The organism is Peribacillus suis (assembly GCF_059384845.1).
The window spans coordinates 2,173,251-2,191,174 of the sequence record NZ_CM182019.1 but is presented as its reverse complement, the minus strand read 5'-3'; the positions used below and the strand labels follow the sequence as shown (position 1 = coordinate 2,191,174).

Sequence of the window (17,924 nt, the reverse complement as noted above, 5' to 3'; positions counted from 1 at the left end):
ATGAACCAGCCTTTCTTTATGGAAAATATTTCACTCGCTCATCAAGCGGAACGATTTCTTTATCCCCTGGCTCAGCAGTTGGTTTTCCGAATGGCATCTGCGCAATTAGTTTCCACTTCCTCGGCAAATCCCATGTTTTTGTAACTTCCTCATCAATTAATGGATTGTAATGCTGGAGGCTGGCTCCAAATCCTTCACCCTCCAAGGCGGTCCAAACCACAAATTGTAACATGCCTGAGGATTGATTGGACCATATAGGGAATTTATCCGCATATGATTTAAATTGTTCCTGAAGATGTTCCACTATTGATTGATCTTCATAAAATAGTACAGTTCCATATCCATTTTTAAAGGAAAGCATTTTGTCTTCTGTTTGTTTAAAGTCTTTTTCATCAACGATTTTGCGGAGGGTTTCTTTGGTGATATCCCAAAACTGATTGTGGCTTTCACCTGTTAGAACGACTACTCTTGCACTTTGAGAATTGAACGCTGTTGGGGAATATTGAACAGCATGATCGATCACTTCCTTAATTCTGCTATTTGGGACAACCGCTTCTTTGCTGATTCCATAATAGGACCGTCTATCTTCAATTGCCTGCCAAAAATCTTTCTTCATGCTACTAACCTCCATTAAATCTACTACATAATTATGGTGCCTCGTAATGGTAGGAATATGTTAAGAAATTAATGGATTCAGGCCAATGGTGTTTACTTTTGGCATTGGTGAGGGTAGGTAAGTGGGGTATAAGCGGCGAGTAAAATCCGTCTTATTCTGCAATTGCAGGCTGACTTTTTGTTTTTCTTCTATATAATAGAATTATAGATAGCTTTCACTCGATCCTCATAGAGACCGCCCGGTGTTTCAACGAATTCTACAGGTTCGGCGTAGTTTTCATGGTCGTAGGGATTCATTAAGCCTAGGGGTGTTTACAATTGAGACACGGAATCGCTCGCCTAGGCATTTTGTTAGTTTGCGGTGCAACTTTTCTATGGTCCGAGTACATAGGAGATGTTCTTTCGCGAAGAAGAGATCACGAATCATATAAATAAGTATTTCTGAGTAAGAGTATGAAAATATAAGAGGAATTCAGTCAGGCTTTGGCAATGAGGTGGTCCATTCACACTCTTTGTGGAAGTGATCATGGCTATTCTTTGATCTGAGCACTAATTATAATTGAGAGGGGATAAAAAATGATTTCAATAAATCCTGAAAGCTTAAGTGAGCGGGAAAATTATAAATTTCTGACGGGGAGTTTAATTCCAAGACCCATTGCTCTTATTACGACACAATCAGAAACTGGCGTAATAAATGCAGCACCTTTTAGTTTTTTCAATATAGTCAGTTCCAATCCTCCTATGCTTTCTGTTTCTGTTCAAAGAAAAAAAGGAGTCCAAAAGGATACCGCCCGAAATGCGATTAAAAGTGGGGAATTCATCGTTCATATCACAGATGAGGACATTGTTGAAGATGTTAACCAAACGGCGGCAGAGCTCCGACCTGAAGAGAGTGAATTAACTCTCACTAAATTTACCACTGTTGCTAGTGATAAAGTGGCAGTGCCTGGCTTGAAAGAAGCAAAAGTGCGTTTTGAATGTAAATTGGAACGAGCTATTCCTTTAGCGGGTTCAGTGGACGATCCAGGCTGTGATTTATTAATAGGTAGAGTAGTCTGCTATCATATCGACCAAGGCATCTATCATGAAGGAAGAATCGACCAGAATGGTCTTAAGCCGGTAGCTCGTTTGGCTGGACAAACTTATACGAAACTTGGGGAATTATTTGAACTACAACGTCCTTGATTCCCCCTCGACCCTTAATTTGACAAATGGCGATATCTATCAATAGATATCGTCTTTTTTCATAGAGAAGATTTCTTATGAATTAGGTAACCATTTCAGGTGGCATGGCTCATTTTTCAAGTACATTCTGGATTTAAAGTGGTTCTAATAATGTATGGAAGGCATAGGGTTTGATGATGTAGTAAAATATGTAAGGGGGACCCCCAGTGACAGAAGGATTACATAGTATTGACTTATCCGTACCTATTGAGAAAGTTTGGGCATTTGTCAGTGATATTGAACAATGGGCACCGCTAGTGCCAGGCTATATCAAGCACGAACTATTAAATGAACGCACCCTTATTTGGGAGTTTAAGAGTGATCTCGGTTTAATGAAAAAGAAAATCAAGTTGGCAGTTGAGATAATGGAATGGCAAGTACCAAATAAGATCACGTTCAATCTTCAGGGAATAAACGAGAAGTTTGATGGATATGGTTACTTTTTGGCTGAAAGTGTAGAAATGAAGCGAACAAAGATGACTGGGTGCTTAGATATTACAGCAAAAGGAGCAAAGGCCCCTATTATCAACGCATTAATGAAATCCCATGTCCCACAAATGACGGTTGAATTTGCTGAAACCATTGCTCAAAGGCTTCATTTGCAAAAAAGGTGATTTGGTACATTGGCTAAAACATCTCTCATGGGGTATAAGATGTAAAATACGTTTAAACTCTGGGAAAAGGGATGAACATAGTAATAAGCACGTGGTAAGATAAAGGATGTAAAGTGAAATAGGAGGTAAACCTCACATGGAATATGAAAAGCAAATGAAGAACCGTGTTAAACGGATAGAGGGTCAACTACGGGGTATCTTGAAAATGATGGAAGATAATAAGGATTGTAGGGAGGTAATCACCCAATTGTCTGCTACAAGATCTGCCATAGATCGGACGATAGGTGTAATTGTAAGCTCCAATCTTGTAGAGTGTGTACGTGAAGCAAACGAGTCTGGAGACAAGAACCCTGATGATCTTGTTAAAGAAGCAGTTAATTTGTTGGTGAAAAGTCGCTGATGATTAAAGATTCTTCTTACTTTTACATGGTAGAGGCAAATCATAATATGGGTAGAGGATTACGTAGGTATCATCAATTTTCATTAATGGATTGGATCCAGCACCGCTTATATAGGGAAGCTGGATTTTTTATTTGAAATCTCGGGAAATGCAACTACATCTTGGCCAGTTAGAGCACGATATCGCTTTGTTATAAAAGGATTTGCGTGTTATTCTTAAAGGGATAAAAATTATGTGAGGGAATTGCCATGGAAATAACGCAAATTACATCCGTATTATTCGGTCTCATTCTTATTTTAAATATATTATTTGCCACGGTCGTAATATTTTTTGAAAGAAAAGAAGCAAGCAACACATGGGCCTGGCTGTTAGTCTTGTATTTCCTTCCCGTTGTTGGTTTTATTTTATATCTCCTTTTCGGGACGAGTTTGAGACACGCCCACTTGTTTCAGTGGGAGGACAAAAAGAAGATCGGGATTGAGGAAATCCTAAAAAAACAAATGATTGACCTTAGCACAGACGATTTTCCATATCGTAATAATTCATCGAGCCATTATCGTGATTTGATCTATATGCACCTTCGATATAATGATGCCGTATTAACGGAAGATAATCAGGTTGATATTTTTACGGACGGAAGAGAAAAGTTCGAACAACTTTTTAAGGATATTGAAGCGGCTGAAAATCATATACATATTCAATATTACATTATCCAAAGAGATGTTCTGGGCAAGCGGTTCATCGAGGCTTTGACCAGAAAAGCCAATGAAGGAGTGAAGGTCCGCTTATTATATGATGAATTGGGATCGAGGAAATTGACAAAAGGCTTTTTTAAGGAGTTTAGACAAGCAGGTGGGCGAGTGGAAGCGTTCTTTCCATCTAAGTTGAAATTCATAAATTTACGCTTGAATTTTCGAAATCATCGTAAACTCGTCATTATTGATGGGGAAGTCGGTTATGTTGGCGGCTTTAATGTAGGAGATGAATATTTAGGGTTGAATCCCAAATTTGGATATTGGCGTGATACACACCTTCGAATCAAGGGCCCTGCAGTTAAAGCCATCCAAACCCGTTTCATTCTGGATTGGAATCAAGCATCGAAGCATCATGACATAACCTATCAACCGCATTATTTTCCGACCCCTGTTTATCAAGGTACTACCGATTTGCAAATTGTAACCAGCGGACCCGATTCGGAATGGGAACAAATAAAGAATGGCTATATTAAATTAATTTCTTCAGCGAGACATTCAATTCTTATTCAAACTCCTTACTTCATTCCGGACGCAAGCTTATTGGATGCGCTCCGAATTGCAAGTTTATCGGGTATTGATGTAAATATCATGATTCCCAATAAACCTGACCATCTTTTCGTATATTGGGCAACCCTCTATAATGTTGGAGAGTTATTAAAGGCAGGGGCTAAAGTATATATCTATGATAAGGGCTTTATCCATGCAAAAATGATTGTCGTGGATGAAGAAGTTTCTTCGGTCGGGACGGCAAACATCGATGTCCGAAGTTTTAAACTGAATTTTGAAGTGAATGCTTTCATTTATGACGAAGGAATTGCCGAAAAATTGACGAAGATTTTTTATAGGGATATAGAGGTTTCCAAACCGTTAACCATAGAAGAATTTGAAAAACGTTCTAAGTGGATTCGATTTAAGGAGTCCATCGCGAGACTGGTATCACCGATTTTATAATGTGGTGTATCGGATAAAAATACATTTAGAAAAAGGCGGGATATTGCGGTGAAAACTTTTATAATCACAGGGGCCTCAAGAGGTCTAGGAGCAGCTCTAGCAGAGCAGTGCTTGAGCGACGGGAATCATTGTATCTTAATTTCTCGTACCCCTCATCCTGAAATGGCTGAAAAAGCAGTTATGGCCGGAGCGAAGCTTAGTTTCATCTATATGGATCTATTCGACGGTTCACAACTTGCGCCATTAATCGATAAGATTTTTACAGAATTGGATGAAGATAGTGATGTTTATTTTATCAATAACGCAGGTGTTATTGATCCAATCAAGACAGTTGGGAATTTAGCACAAGAAAATATAGAACTCAGCCTACGTGTGAACTTCATGGCACCTGTTGTGTTGGCGGATGCATTCATCAAACGTACAAAGGAATGGAAACAAAAAAAGGTGATGGTCAATATTTCATCAGGAGCAGCCAAGAATCCTTATCATGGCTGGGCAGCCTATTGCAGTACAAAAGCGGGTCTTGAAATGTTCACCCGTGTAGCTGGACTAGAACAGGAGAAAGAAACTTATCCGACGACGCTCATATCTTTTTCACCAGGGGTGATGGATACAGGAATGCAAGAAACCATCCGTTCTGCTGATGAAAAGGACTTTTCAGACAGAACTAAATTTCATGACTATAAGGAAAAGGGGCTGTTGAGGAGCCCAGAATTCGTGGCAGAAAAACTGTTGCAATTGTTAGAGGTCAATAAGTTGGAAAATGGGAAGTTTTACGAACTCAATCAATTACTTTGATCTTTATGAATAGGTAGCAAATAAGCTCTAGGTAAAAGGGGGACCTCCATATAGAAGGTCCCTTTTGCCTTCCTTAGAACCTGATTATCCATGGAATTGTTGAAAAATCAAAGCCTCTCCTCTATGTGTGAAACTAAGCTCCTATTTACATAACAGCGTTCTAATGGGTACAAGCTACATCCCTGCTATACCCCTGTTAAAACTAATTAGATGAAATTACACATTTAGGCCATATCAATAGAATACATTAATGATAAAGGTCAAAATGAAAAGTGTAGTGACACTAGTATAACTTTACATTTACTTTTGTGAGGAGTGGAGGGTGAGATGACAATCCAGGTCGTCAAAAGAGGAGATACCTTAGAGGCCATAGCTAAAAAGTACAAGGTTGATTCTGCAAGGATAGTGGAATTGAATGGTCTGGAAACGACAGCACTGGTTCCTGGTTTAGCCCTATATATCCCCGAGACAGGAGTTAGAAAACGTACATATCTAATCCAACAGAATGACACGCTTTCAGGGATTGCAAAGAGATATATGACGAGCGTATCAGCCATTAAAAAAGCTAATCCGGGTCTATCAGCCATACTTAAGATAGGGGAAAGAATACTCGTTCCTTCCCCCTATAAGAAAAGATTGATTACGATGGGCTTTTCTTTTCCAGTTTCAAGCGGTACAGTGTTTGAAATGCTTGAGGAGAACGGGGATAAGCTAACCTATCTGGCTATTGTAGCCTATTCATTTACGCAGGCAGGCTTTGCCTATATAGAAGGTGACGATTTACCCCTTATAGAGAAATGTGAACAAAATGGAGTCACACCTTTATTGATGATTCGGAATTTTCAGAACGGTAATTTTGATGCGGACTTGGCGGGTGATGTCCTCACCAGTTCCATTTATCGTAGAAATCTCATCACAAGTATGATGAATTTCGTGAAGGAAAAAGGGTATGGCGGAGTGAGTATGGACCTGGAATTCGTCCCTCCAGGTAAACGGGAGGAATATGTGACTTTTTTACAAGAGCTAAAAGCGGAATTGAACGGACTGATTTTACAAGTTAATGTACATGCGAAAACGGAAGATAATCCAGAAAATCGAATTGTTGGCGGACATGATTATAAGGGCATTGGAAAGGTTGCCGATTTAGTCGCCGTAATGACCATCGATTATGGTTACCCGACCGGCCCCCCAGAACCAATTTCCCCTATTTGGTGGATGACTGAGGTCATCCAGTATGCTATATCTACGATGCCTACGAATAAATTACAGGTAGCCATTCCTATGTACGGATATGGTTGGCTCGTCCCTAGCAATGAGACGAGCGCGATGTCAGCACAAAATGCCCAAAACTTAGCAATCGCAACAAATTCAGAAATTCGCTTTGATAGGAAAGCCGCCTCTCCTACTTACTCATATACACAAGAAAAATCAGAACATATCGTTTGGTTTGAAGATATTCGCTCAATAACTGCAAAATATCAAGTGATTGATGCATATGAACTGGCTGGTACCACCTATTGGCATATTGGTTTGCGTTTTCCACAGAATTGGGCATATATACAGGAGAATATTTTGATAATAAAATAGTTATACAGTTTTTTTCGATACGAATAGGGAAATGATGAGAGACAGAAATAATTTATGTAATACCACTCAAAGCATACAGAGTAATGACAGAAGTTTTTAGTAAATCATGCCCATTCATTTGCAACTTGCCATTCCTTTGCTAATATATAAGCATACAGAAAAAATAGGAGTGTTGACTGTGGCTGAAACTCCAGCAGAAACTAAGGAACTGGTTCACTATATTGAACCAAAAGGAGACTATATCTCTTTTTCAGATGAAGAGGATTATATTGCAAAAGGGGTAGAGTGGAAACTGTTCACTGCTCGATCAGTAAAAAAAGAATTACTATATAAAAGTGGAAGCTTTCAAACAAAAGTAAAGTTGGCCGGTTATGAACAATATGGAAATGGTCTGGATACTATTGTTGTCGAATTTGATAATGGCAGGCTTAGCTGTATTCATCCCGCTTATTTAAAGGAAATGCAAAGTTCGAATTTTGGGAAAGAATTATTGAGCGGTCCTGCTGCTCCAGGGTCTTTGACTGAAGTTGTGCAGGATGCGAAAGGTAAGGGAATAGAGGACCCTGGAAAGAGCAGCACTGAAGCGCCGAAAGCTACACCAAAAAAGGAAAAGTCAAAGAGTAAAAAGGAACCTGCTAAACCGAAATTGGACTTACCTGCTGAAAAAGTTCATTTTACGGCAACAGTCAAAGAGTTTACAGCTAAAATGAATCATTTTACGGGTGAAGAGGATGAAGTCATCTTATTAGAAAACGTAAAAGTTACCTCGGATCCAGAACTTCTCATTGGGGATGCATGGTGTGGTTATAGCAAAACTTTAAAAAAAGCTGAACTAGTAGAAGGCGACGCTCTAGAATTTGACGGAAAAGTCGTAGAGAAGAAATACAATAAGGAAATTCGTTATAAAGTGAACAACCCATCCAAACTGGTTAAAAGCACGGAAGCTTGATTCTATAATCATATTTTTAAAAAAGTGGTAATAGGCCCTTGGTCTACTACCATTTTTTGTGTTATAAAAGATTTGAAATACGGCGTCGGATGGCCCTTTGTAAGTACAATCCCGTTTTGCTTTTATTATGATTCATTTAAATGGCTTTGGAGATAATACAACTTATGAAATCATAAAAAGTGAAGAGGGTATGCCTGATATGAAAAAATTAATGTTATTGCTTAAGCAGGGAAATAAATCAGCTTTTATTGCAGCCTGTGTTAATAGTATCATCGCCATTTTAAAGGGAATTGCCTATTTTATGACCGGAAATGTTGCGATGTTCGCCGAAACACTCCATTCTTTGGGGGATGCTGCCAATCAGTTTTTCGTTTTCATTGGTTCTGCCTTAAGTAAAAAGGCACCGACAGAGCGCTTCCCGGAAGGCTTTGGCCGTTTGGTGAACCTGGTGCTTTTAGGAGCTGTATTGATTGTTGGGATCATGTCTTATGAAACGATAAAGGAAGGCTTCCATCATATTTTGCATCCTACTGAATCAACTGGGATTGTCATTAACTTAACCGTATTATTCGCAGCGGTTGTCCTTGAATCCTATGTCCTGTTTAAAGCAATGAAAGAAGTGGTTAAAGAAGTGAATATCGAAGCAAAGGGGGCTGCTGCGGTTATAGTTAAAAGCTTTTCGGGTTTAAGGCGTGCAAAACCAGCCACAAAACTGGTGTTTATGGAAGATATGGTAGCGACAGGTGGTGGTCTACTCGCAATCATAGCGATTTTACTGGCGAATTTCACTCCTTTTAGGCAAGCGGAAGGGATAGCTTCTGTATTCATTGGACTCGGAATGTTTTACGTAGTGGGTCGGGTATTCCTTGAAAATGCAGCAGGTGCACTAGGTGAAGCTGACGTTGATATGCGCCTGAAAATCGGAACGATGGTCATGAAAGATCCAGAAGTTCGTGATATTCAGAAACTTGCCGTTATTAAAGAAGGGGAAAACTTTCATGTGGAACTTGAGGTTGAGCTGGATGCGCATATAACGATTGCTGAAGCGGATATGATAAAGGACAGATTGATTGCAGAAATCTTCAAAGAAAGAGGAGTCACGGATGTCATTATAGAGTTCGATGAAAATGACGGTGTTGCAAATTGGCAGGAAAAGATTCATTCCAAAGTGAAGGAAGAGAAAAAGAAGAGATGAGCAAATTTTTGAGTAAGTAAGAAGAGATCTTTTACCTATACAATCAGATTTCTTCCTTGGAACAGCAAGATACAGTATGCTATAGGTATCTACATAGAAAAGAGAAAGGGTGTTTATTCATGGATAACATAGACATACGATTAGTTGCACTCGATATGGATGGGACGCTTTTAAATGAAAAAGGGGAGATTTCAGAAGAAAATCGACGTACGATTAAAAAAGCAGAACAGCGGGGAGTTCATGTAATTTTGAGTACGGGAAGATCCTTTGCTACATGTAATGACTTTGCGAAGTCCATGGAACTTCAATCATACTTAATAACGGTCAATGGCAGTGAAATATACAATAACGATGGTGAATTGGTGGAAAGGCATATTGTCGATAGCGAATATGTACAATGGATGTGGGAATTAAGCCAAAAGCATGGAACCCATTTCTGGGCAACCAGCTGTGATCGTGTCTACCGGGCTGAGATGCCCGAAAAAATTAATGAATCACAATGGCTTAAATTTGGATTCGATACCAAGGACGATGCCATCCGTCAACAGATTATGGAAGAGCTTAGGACAAAAGAGAATCTTGAAATCAGTAATTCCAGCCCAACGAATATTGAAGTGAATGCTCATGGCGTAAATAAGGCAAAGGCAATTGAACGTGTTTGTTCAATGCTCGATCTTACTATGGACCAAGTCATGGCAGTAGGGGATAGTCTAAATGACCTTGCCATGATTCGAGAAGCAAAAATAGGAGTAGCTATGGGGAATGCCCAACAAATCGTTAAGGAAGAATCCGATTGGGTGACCTCGACCAATCAGGAAGATGGAGTGGCAAAAGCGATACGTAAATGGGTACTTTCTTAATAATGAAAACGATGCTGTATGTGGAATCGCCTTCCATATGCAGTTTTTTTCTACACGTTAAAATGGACAATTATTTCTTGAAAATTTTGTATTTTAGAAGTATGATACTCTTGTAGTGTAATATTTTGGTAATATATTAACATTGGGAGGTTATAATGATGAGCAAATCTATTCCTGAGCACTGGTGGAGTCAACTTTCTTTACCGGTCATATCTGCACCCATGTTTTTAATTTCTGGTCCGGATTTAGTAAAAGAGTGTTGTTTGAATGGGGTAATAGGCTCGTTTCCAGCTCCGAATGCAAGGCCTATCGAAGTCTTGGACCAATGGATGGGTGATATTAATGATACACTCATTTCGGCAAGGGACAAGGATCCAAACAGCAAAATCGCGCCGTGGGCAATGAATATGGTAGTACATCGGACCTATAGTCGCCTAGAGGAAGAATTGGAATTGGTCAAAAAGCATCAGCCTCCCATCATCATAACTTCACTCGGATCGCCAAGACATGTTGTGGATGTTGTACATAGCTATGGAGGCCTGGTTTTTTCTGATGTCAGCAGTGTGGATTTTGCAAAAAAAGCCGCTGAATCCGGCGTGGATGGTTTAATCCTTGTAGCATCAGGTGCAGGAGGACATGCAGGTGAAATAAATAGCTTTGCTTTTGTGGACAGTGTCAGGACATTCTGGGATGGAATCATTCTACTCGCCGGATCAATTAGTACGGGTCATAGTATATTGGCCGCCCAGGCTGCAGGAGCTGACTTGGCTTACATGGGCACCCGTTTTATCGTGGCAAAAGAGAGCATGGCGAATGACCAATACCGTCAAATGCTTGTAGAGTCTAATCAAGATGATATTATTTTGACTGATGCATTTTCAGGTGTTAACTGCAATATGCTTAAACCAAGTATTAGAAAAGAAGGATTGGATCCAGAGCAATTAGCCAAAAAAGAAAAAGTCGATTTTGATAGCATGTCAAAATCATCGGAATCTAAAGCATGGCGTGATATCTGGTCTGCAGGTCATGGTGTCGGCGCCATAAAGCAGATTGATACAACAGCTGGTATTATCAAGCAACTCGAAAATGAGTATCGTGATTCCCTTGGAAGATTAACCGAACAGGCCGGAAAAATAAAAGGAATCATATCTAGATGAATTGAAAGCGCTTTAGCTGATTTGTGAAAGTTGTAGAGGGTCCATACTGGGCCCTCTATTTTAATTGGACATGAACCTATTGCATGAATTTGGTAAGTGATTTGGAATGGATAATTTCCGAGCATTATATACAATTCTGATGATAGCTGAATAACGCAAAGCTCAAAATCCTATACATGACCACATTTAGGAAAATCGTTATCATTTTGAATTCTAACGATTAAAAGGTTGAAAAATAACATAAGAAATGGTATATTACTCGCAGATAATGACCGAATGAATGAATTGGTCAGTACTTCTTGGAGGAGGATTTGAAAATCATGTTTAAATCGTTAAAGGGTGAATTTTTGGCGATTATAAAGAATCCTATAATACTAATCTCGATCATAGGGATCATCAGTATTCCCCTTCTTTATAGCGGAACGTTTTTGTGGGCATTTTGGGATCCATACGGAAAGGTTGACCAACTGCCGGTTGCCATTGTCAATAATGACGTTGGGGCTGAATTTAATGAAGAGGAACTCACCATTGGAAAAGATTTAGTGGGAGAGTTGAAGGAAAAGAAAGACTTTGATTGGCATTTTGTTAGTCAAAAAGAAGCGGATCAAGGACTGAAAAATCTGGACTATTATATGAAAATAGAAATTCCAGAGGATTTCTCTAAGAATGCAACCACTTTGCAAGATGATGAACCGGAAAAATTGGATTTGATTTACACATCTAATGAAGGCTATAACTACATTTCCACTAAGATTGGTGATGCCGCATCCGAAAAAATCAAGGCAGAGGTTTCTTCAGCAGTTACGAAAACTTATGCGGGGTCGATGTTCGATAGTTTGCAAGATGTTGCGAGCGGCCTTAAAGATGCTAGCGATGGAGCAGGTGAGCTGAAGGATGGTACGGATAGTGTGAAAGACGGAACAAAAGAGCTAGGTACCGGAATTAACTCTGCCAAAGAAGGCGCAGAGAAAGTGGATGAAGGAATTAGTTCTGTTCAGTCAGGATCGGTTGAAATCCAAAATAACCTTGAAAAGTTGGCCGAAAAATCGGTGACCTTCTCGAATGGTGTCGGTTCAGCAGCGAGTGGCTCAAAAGAGCTAAACCAAGGATTACAACAATTCAGTTCTGGTTTCGGGCAAATGAAAGCAGGACAAACGGAACTTTTAGAGGGAGCAAAGAAATCTGAAGCAGGAACGGGTACGTTAGCAACAGGTTTGCAACAATCCTTGGAAGGTTTCAATCAGATTGAAGGAAAACTCCCAACTCTGTCTGAAGGAGCTAATGGTGTAGCGGCGGGTGCAAGTCAACTTTCATCTTCATTGAACGATTGGAGTGCTGCTGCCAGTGAAGCAAAAACAGGTGCGGCTCAAGTTTCTGCGGGGCTCGATGAAGTTATTTCTGGATTGAAACAACAATCTCAGGCTTCGGAAGACCCAGCTGAAAAAGCGCGTTTGGAAGGTCTTATTACCTCATTGACTAAAATTAATGAGGGAAGCAAGGGAGTTTCCGAGGGAGTAGGAAAACTTTCAGCTAGTGCTTCTGAAATTTCCAAAGGCGGTACAAGTCTTAGTGATGGTGCAAGTCAATTGGGAAAAGGAACGGACGCGCTTAGTGATGGTTTCAGCCAATTGTCCGAAGCACAAGGAAAACTGGCTAGTGGAGCAAGTGAACTAGAAAGTGGACAGGGACAATTGGTAGCCGGTTTAACGACAATCGGTGAAAGCATAGATACGGCTCAGAATGGACTTGGTCAATTAACGGAAGGCAGCAATAATTTGGTCACGGGACTTGATCAATTAGAAGATGGCTCCAAGCAATTATCTAGTGGAACTTCCCAACTTTCAGAAGGATCGAAAAGTCTGGTTGCTGGAACAGATAAATTGAAAGACGGATCATCAAGCCTGACCAATGGAATGGGAGAATTGGCCAATGGAGCCATTAAGCTTGAAGATGGCGTTGCCAAACTCTCGGATGGATCAAAAGAATTACATGATGAATTGAAAGATGGAGCGGAGGATGCAAGTGACATCAAAGCGGATGATGATGTCTATGATATGTTTGCAAGTCCGGTTAAAGTCGATAAAATGCCAATAAATAATGTACCGAATTATGGTACAAGTTTTGCACCATATTTGGTTTCATTGAGCTTGTTTATTGGAGCAATCGTATTGACGATTATTTTCCCGTTGAGGGATCCAGCCGTCATTCCTAAAAATGGGTTCGGTTGGTTTATCAGTAAATATAGTGTCATGGCTCTAGTCGGGCTAGGTCAAGCCATTTTGGTGGATACGATATTGATATTAGGCTTAGAAATTGAAGTTACAAGCATCCCGCTATTCTTCATGATTAGCATTATGGCCAGCTTCACTTTTATGGCGATAATCCAGTTCCTAGGTGCAGCTTTCGATAACCCGGGGCGTTTTATAGCCTTGCTTATTTTGATTCTTCAGCTGACTAGTAGCGGGGGGACTTTCCCGAATGAATTGGTGCCTAATTTCTTGCAACACTTTACACCATTCTTACCGATGACTTATTCGATTAATGCTTTTAGAGCGGTTATCTCCACAGGCGATTATGGTTTCATGTGGCATAATCTTGGCACTTTGGCGATTTTCTTGGTAGTGGCTTTGATTCTATCTATCGTTTACTACAGCTTAAGATTCAAAAAGCAAAAAAATGCATTAGCTAAAGAAGAAGAGTTAGCGGTATAAGGGAAGGCGGACTCAATCTGAGTCCGCTATTTTTTTGAATGGGTGTAGGTGATAACAACGACAATATGGTGAGCCAGTCTCATTCGTTATATCGTTTTAAAGAGTGTTGGCTTTTTTTGCAGAACGGAATACACGTGGAAAAGCAGGAAAATTCACTGGGGATTTTCCTGCTTTTTTTATACATGAGATTTTTGAGAAGAAGGCGAATATTTTCTCATTGGTTTTTTAGCGATAACATCCTTTAAATAAGGAAGGCCTAATGGATTTGATTTTTGCAACAATTGCATTAAGTATGAAATGTCATCCATGGCTCGATGTGTTTGAAAGTTAGTGATGTCATGGGCTTGAAGCAGGGTTAATAGTTTACTATTTAGGAAACCATATTGTTTCCAAGGGACATTTCGCATTGTACAAAACCACTTATGATCATTGATTTCCGGATACATCTGGTAGAGAAAACTGCGGTCAAAGGAGGCGTTATGGGCGAAAATGGAATCGGCACGGTTTATATATGATTTGATTTTTTCATCATGAAAACTTTTCCCCTCTACAGAACTATAGGATATTCCATGAACTCTGTATGCTTGACCGTAATTCCGTTTTGCTTGATATGAGAGTGGTTCTCTTAAAAATGAATCTTGTTCAATTAGACTTAAAATATTTCCAGTCTCGCTGTTATAGGTGAAAAGGATTAAAGCAAGTTCGATAATTTCATCCGATCCCGGTCGCAATCCTGTCGTCTCAACATCCAGAACTAAACCTACTCTATTAGACAATTACTTTTCCTCCAATGTATACTACTATCTGAAATTTTTTATTTAGCGAACGGAGTATAATATCAGCCGTTAAAGACTAGTATAATATAAAAGTTTAAAAAAAGATGCAAACTAATGAAAGGAGCCATCTATACATTCAGGGGGATTTTTATTAAAGCCAAAGGGTAAAGAAAAAAATGCAGCGAATAAGCTGCATTTTTTCTTATTTTCCGATGAATTGCTGCGTCCAATAACGGCTGTAGGTTCCGCCTTGAACATATCCAACTCCAATATGCGTATAATTCCCATTCAAAATGTTGGCTTTATGTCCGGGACTATTCATCCATGATTTCATCACTGCAGATGCACTTGTTTGGCCAGCTGCAATATTTTCCCCTGCATATGTATAACCAATACCAAAGGACTTCATCATGTCGAAAGGGGAACCATAGGTAGGACTTGTATGGCTGAAGTAATGATTGTCACGCATATCCCCTGATTTTGTTTTTGCAACATTTGAGAGCTCTTGATCCAATTCCAAGTCTTTCAGTCCAGCTTTTGAACGTTCAGAATTTACTAGGTCAAGAACTTGTTGTGCAACTGAAGAGTTACTTTCGTGGGTTGTTTCATTTTTGGTGGTGGGTATGGAGATAGCCTGGCCAATTTTAATTTGATTAGGATCATCTAAAATAGGATTCGCCATAAGCAAATCGGAAAGGCTGATACTATGTTCAGTAGCAATCTTCGTTAAAGTATCTCCATTATTCACTGTATAGGAATTGGACCCTAAAGCCACAGTTGGGAAAAGTAGCGATAAAGTTAGTACAGACGGTAAAATTATTATCTTCATTGAACTTCCTCCTTTTACAAAATTCAGTAATGAAAATCTAGTATGCTATAAAATTAGGATAACGTAAACTGGTTAATTTTTGAAAAGGGGAAAACCAGGATGAAAGAATTAGCTCTATCTAAAAAGAAAGTAGGTACATACTTTCTTGATTTGGATGGCGTAATGGTATAGCTAGTCCATTGTCTCCGTATGATATCCATCAATATTTGTTCGGAAAGAATTATTTTTTGTTTGCATTTTACCATGATAAGGGTAAAGAAGGATTAGTTTATAAGACTCTATTGTATAGATATAGAACTAAAACAAGTACAAATCGTACATTAATAGGAAGGTGAAGGTAAGGATGGATTTGAAATCCGGAAAGTTATATTGGAATGAGACTTACCATGAAGAAATGAAATATCCAATATTGGAAGAAGACATTATGTGTGACGTTTGCATAGTGGGATCTGGTTCGTCCGGAGCACATTGTGCTTATTTTTTCGCGGAGACGGGACTAAATGTGGTTCTTGTAGATAAGAGGGACTTAAGTACAGGCAGTACGGTGGCTAACACGGGTCTTTTACAATATTCAAATGATAAATCCTTAACATCTCTGATTCATAGTTTTGGAGAAGAAGCTGGTACTCGACATGTCCAGCTCTGCTTGGAAGCCATACGTACGCTTGAAAAAAAGGTTGTCCCAAGCTTAGCTGATGACTCAGACTTTAAGATTAGAAAGAGTTTGTATTATGCTTCTAATCCAGAGGATGTTTCTATGTTGAAAGAAGAGTATCAGAACCTTCAAAACCGCAACTTTCCAGTAGAATATTATTCGGAAAACGAAATAGGAAAACATTTTTCCTTTTTAAAAGCAGGGGCGCTTGTCACAGGGAATGACGCCGAAATAAATCCCTATAAGCATGCTCATTTATTACTGAAAAAGGCTTATCAACAAGGTGTACGTATATTTTCCAATACGAAAATCAATGGAAAAATCTTAAAAGATGATCATACGGAGTTAATCACAGATACAGGTCATTCTATCCGTGCACATCATGTTATTTTTGCCACAGGCTATGAAGCCCAAGAAGAAGTGAATGATCCGAATGCTATGATTCTCAGTTCCTATGCCGTTGCAACGAATCAGATTGCGAATCTTGCCAAATGGGATGAAGGAATGATGATTTGGGAAACGGCAAGGCCTTATTTATATGCAAGGAAAACGGTTGATAACCGGATCATCATAGGTGGATTAGACGAAAGAATAACCTATTCCGAGAAGAGAGATTCAAAAATCATACATAAGCGAGATGAATTGTTGAGTCAACTTGTCTGTTTATTCCCAGAATTGGAGGGCGTGGTCCAAGCAGATTATTATTGGGGTGCTTTCTTTGGTGAGTCACATGATGGTTTACCAACCATTGGGATTTATCCGAATTACCCTAACTGCTATTTCTTAATGGGGTATGGGGGAAATGGTACAGTTTATAGTGTCATTCTCTCACAAATCATTAGAGATTTGATAACAAAGAATAGACATCCCGATTCAAACTTATACTTAAAGGAAAGGTCTCTTATGAAAGGAACTGTCGGTTAAACAGGAAACACGCCCTAGAGAATAGAATAATAGAGGAAAGGATGATTACTAGGGGGAAAAGAAATGAAGTTTCCTGAATTAGAGACGGATAGGCTGTATTTGATAGAAATAGGTAAGCAGCATGCAGAAAGTCTGTTTGATATCCTTTCAAGGGAAGAGGTAACCCGGTATGGGGGCATTGAAACATTGCTTCGCTTAGAAGAGTCACAGAGGATTATTCATTCTTTTAGAAGCTCATACATTAATGAAAGAGGAATCCAATGGGGAATGGTCTTAAAAGATACAGGAAGGTTCATTGGGACGGTAGGTTTAAATCATTTGAATAAGTCTAATAAAAGGGCAGAAATAGGTTACGAAGTTCACCCTGATTATCGGCGAAAGTACTATACGTGGGAAGCGGTCAGAGAAGTATTGAGATTCTCTTTTCATGAACTTGAGTTGCATCGCATTGCCGCGATGGCTTTTCCGCATAACATGCCTTCGACTAACTTATTGAAAAAAGTTGGATTTCAGGAAGAAGGAACGCTTAGAAATTATCTATATTTTAATAAAGAATCTCAAGATGTCCGGATCTTTTCGTTATTGAATAGTGAATATAGTGCATTGAATTCTGGCTCATTGCCCCCCGCTTTCTATAGGGACTGAAACAGAGAGTTTTGTTTAGTGCATCAGAGAAAATGCCCAATCATGGGCTTTTTTTGTGCCTGATATGTGAACATTTATAGATGAACGTCCAAAGTTCCATCCATTCATCGTTTTGTTAGAATCATAAACCATCCAGCCATTTGAAACCAGATTATCCGGGAACTTAGTCCACTTTTAAAGCCGTATATATTTAAAAATGTAGTATCAGGGGTACAAAATAGATTATTTAATTTTGTAATATTTTGAAGGGTTTAGCAAATTATGGTCGAATATAATAAT

The 17,924-nt window shown here is 39.2% G+C and carries 16 protein-coding genes; 13 read left to right on the top strand and 3 right to left on the bottom strand.

Features of this window, described 5'->3' with window-relative positions:
- Positions 1-16 precede the first annotated feature (16 nt).
- A complete protein-coding gene (locus tag AC503W_RS10635) occupies positions 17-616 on the bottom strand; it encodes a nitroreductase family protein (protein WP_494914142.1) in 600 nt (199 codons plus the stop codon).
- 575 nt (positions 617-1,191) lie between these two features.
- Between AC503W_RS10635 and AC503W_RS10630 the strand changes: the two genes are divergently transcribed.
- The 11 genes from AC503W_RS10630 to AC503W_RS10580 all read left to right on the top strand — a co-directional run bounded on the left by AC503W_RS10630 (position 1,192) and on the right by AC503W_RS10580 (position 13,816).
- Complete coding sequence (locus AC503W_RS10630; protein ID WP_494914140.1) at positions 1,192-1,800, top strand: flavin reductase family protein; 609 nt, start codon at positions 1,192-1,194, stop codon at positions 1,798-1,800.
- A gap of 206 nt (positions 1,801-2,006) precedes the next feature.
- Positions 2,007-2,453, top strand: coding sequence for an SRPBCC family protein (locus AC503W_RS10625; RefSeq protein ID WP_427687060.1), 447 nt, complete (start codon positions 2,007-2,009; stop codon positions 2,451-2,453).
- A gap of 136 nt (positions 2,454-2,589) precedes the next feature.
- The gene (locus AC503W_RS10620; protein ID WP_402868692.1) at positions 2,590-2,853 is read left to right on the top strand and encodes a metal-sensitive transcriptional regulator; all 264 of its coding nucleotides are present in this window, start codon (positions 2,590-2,592) and stop codon (positions 2,851-2,853) included.
- Positions 2,854-3,101: 248 nt separating this feature from the next.
- Positions 3,102-4,559, top strand: a complete 1,458-nt coding sequence (cls, locus tag AC503W_RS10615) for a cardiolipin synthase (protein WP_402868691.1) — start codon at positions 3,102-3,104, stop codon at positions 4,557-4,559.
- 48 nt (positions 4,560-4,607) lie between these two features.
- Positions 4,608-5,357, top strand: a complete 750-nt coding sequence (locus tag AC503W_RS10610) for a (S)-benzoin forming benzil reductase (protein ID WP_402958719.1) — start codon at positions 4,608-4,610, stop codon at positions 5,355-5,357.
- Between the two features lie 327 nt (positions 5,358-5,684).
- A complete protein-coding gene (locus tag AC503W_RS10605) occupies positions 5,685-6,944 on the top strand; it encodes a glycoside hydrolase family 18 protein (protein ID WP_494914132.1) in 1,260 nt (419 codons plus the stop codon).
- Between the two features lie 178 nt (positions 6,945-7,122).
- Positions 7,123-7,893: a hypothetical protein gene (locus AC503W_RS10600; RefSeq protein WP_427687064.1), complete on the top strand. Its 771-nt coding sequence runs from the start codon at positions 7,123-7,125 to the stop codon at positions 7,891-7,893.
- 199 nt (positions 7,894-8,092) lie between these two features.
- Positions 8,093-9,088 carry a cation diffusion facilitator family transporter gene (locus tag AC503W_RS10595; protein WP_402868684.1) on the top strand — a complete coding sequence of 332 codons (996 nt, stop codon included), beginning with the start codon at positions 8,093-8,095 and terminating at the stop codon, positions 9,086-9,088.
- A 119-nt stretch (positions 9,089-9,207) separates the two neighbouring features.
- Entirely contained in the window at positions 9,208-9,948 is a 741-nt protein-coding gene (locus AC503W_RS10590; RefSeq protein WP_494914130.1) for a Cof-type HAD-IIB family hydrolase, read from the top strand.
- 155 nt (positions 9,949-10,103) lie between these two features.
- Entirely contained in the window at positions 10,104-11,105 is a 1,002-nt protein-coding gene (locus AC503W_RS10585) for an NAD(P)H-dependent flavin oxidoreductase (RefSeq protein ID WP_427591230.1), read from the top strand.
- A 320-nt stretch (positions 11,106-11,425) separates the two neighbouring features.
- A complete protein-coding gene (locus AC503W_RS10580; RefSeq protein ID WP_494914123.1) occupies positions 11,426-13,816 on the top strand; it encodes a YhgE/Pip family protein in 2,391 nt (796 codons plus the stop codon).
- Positions 13,817-13,992: 176 nt separating this feature from the next.
- On the opposite strand, the gene AC503W_RS10575 is transcribed toward AC503W_RS10580, so the two are convergent.
- Together AC503W_RS10575 and AC503W_RS10570 are read right to left on the bottom strand one after the other, a co-directional pair.
- Positions 13,993-14,592 carry an exonuclease domain-containing protein gene (locus AC503W_RS10575; protein ID WP_402868676.1) on the bottom strand — a complete coding sequence of 200 codons (600 nt, stop codon included), beginning with the start codon at positions 14,590-14,592 and terminating at the stop codon, positions 13,993-13,995.
- A 202-nt stretch (positions 14,593-14,794) separates the two neighbouring features.
- A complete protein-coding gene (locus AC503W_RS10570; protein ID WP_427687069.1) occupies positions 14,795-15,421 on the bottom strand; it encodes a CAP domain-containing protein in 627 nt (208 codons plus the stop codon).
- Between the two features lie 343 nt (positions 15,422-15,764).
- On the opposite strand from AC503W_RS10570, the gene AC503W_RS10565 reads away from it, so the two are divergent.
- The gene (locus AC503W_RS10565) at positions 15,765-17,000 is read left to right on the top strand and encodes an NAD(P)/FAD-dependent oxidoreductase (protein WP_494914120.1); all 1,236 of its coding nucleotides are present in this window, start codon (positions 15,765-15,767) and stop codon (positions 16,998-17,000) included.
- 63 nt (positions 17,001-17,063) lie between these two features.
- Complete coding sequence (locus AC503W_RS10560; RefSeq protein ID WP_402868670.1) at positions 17,064-17,645, top strand: GNAT family N-acetyltransferase; 582 nt, start codon at positions 17,064-17,066, stop codon at positions 17,643-17,645.
- The last annotated feature ends 279 nt before the right edge of the window (positions 17,646-17,924 follow it).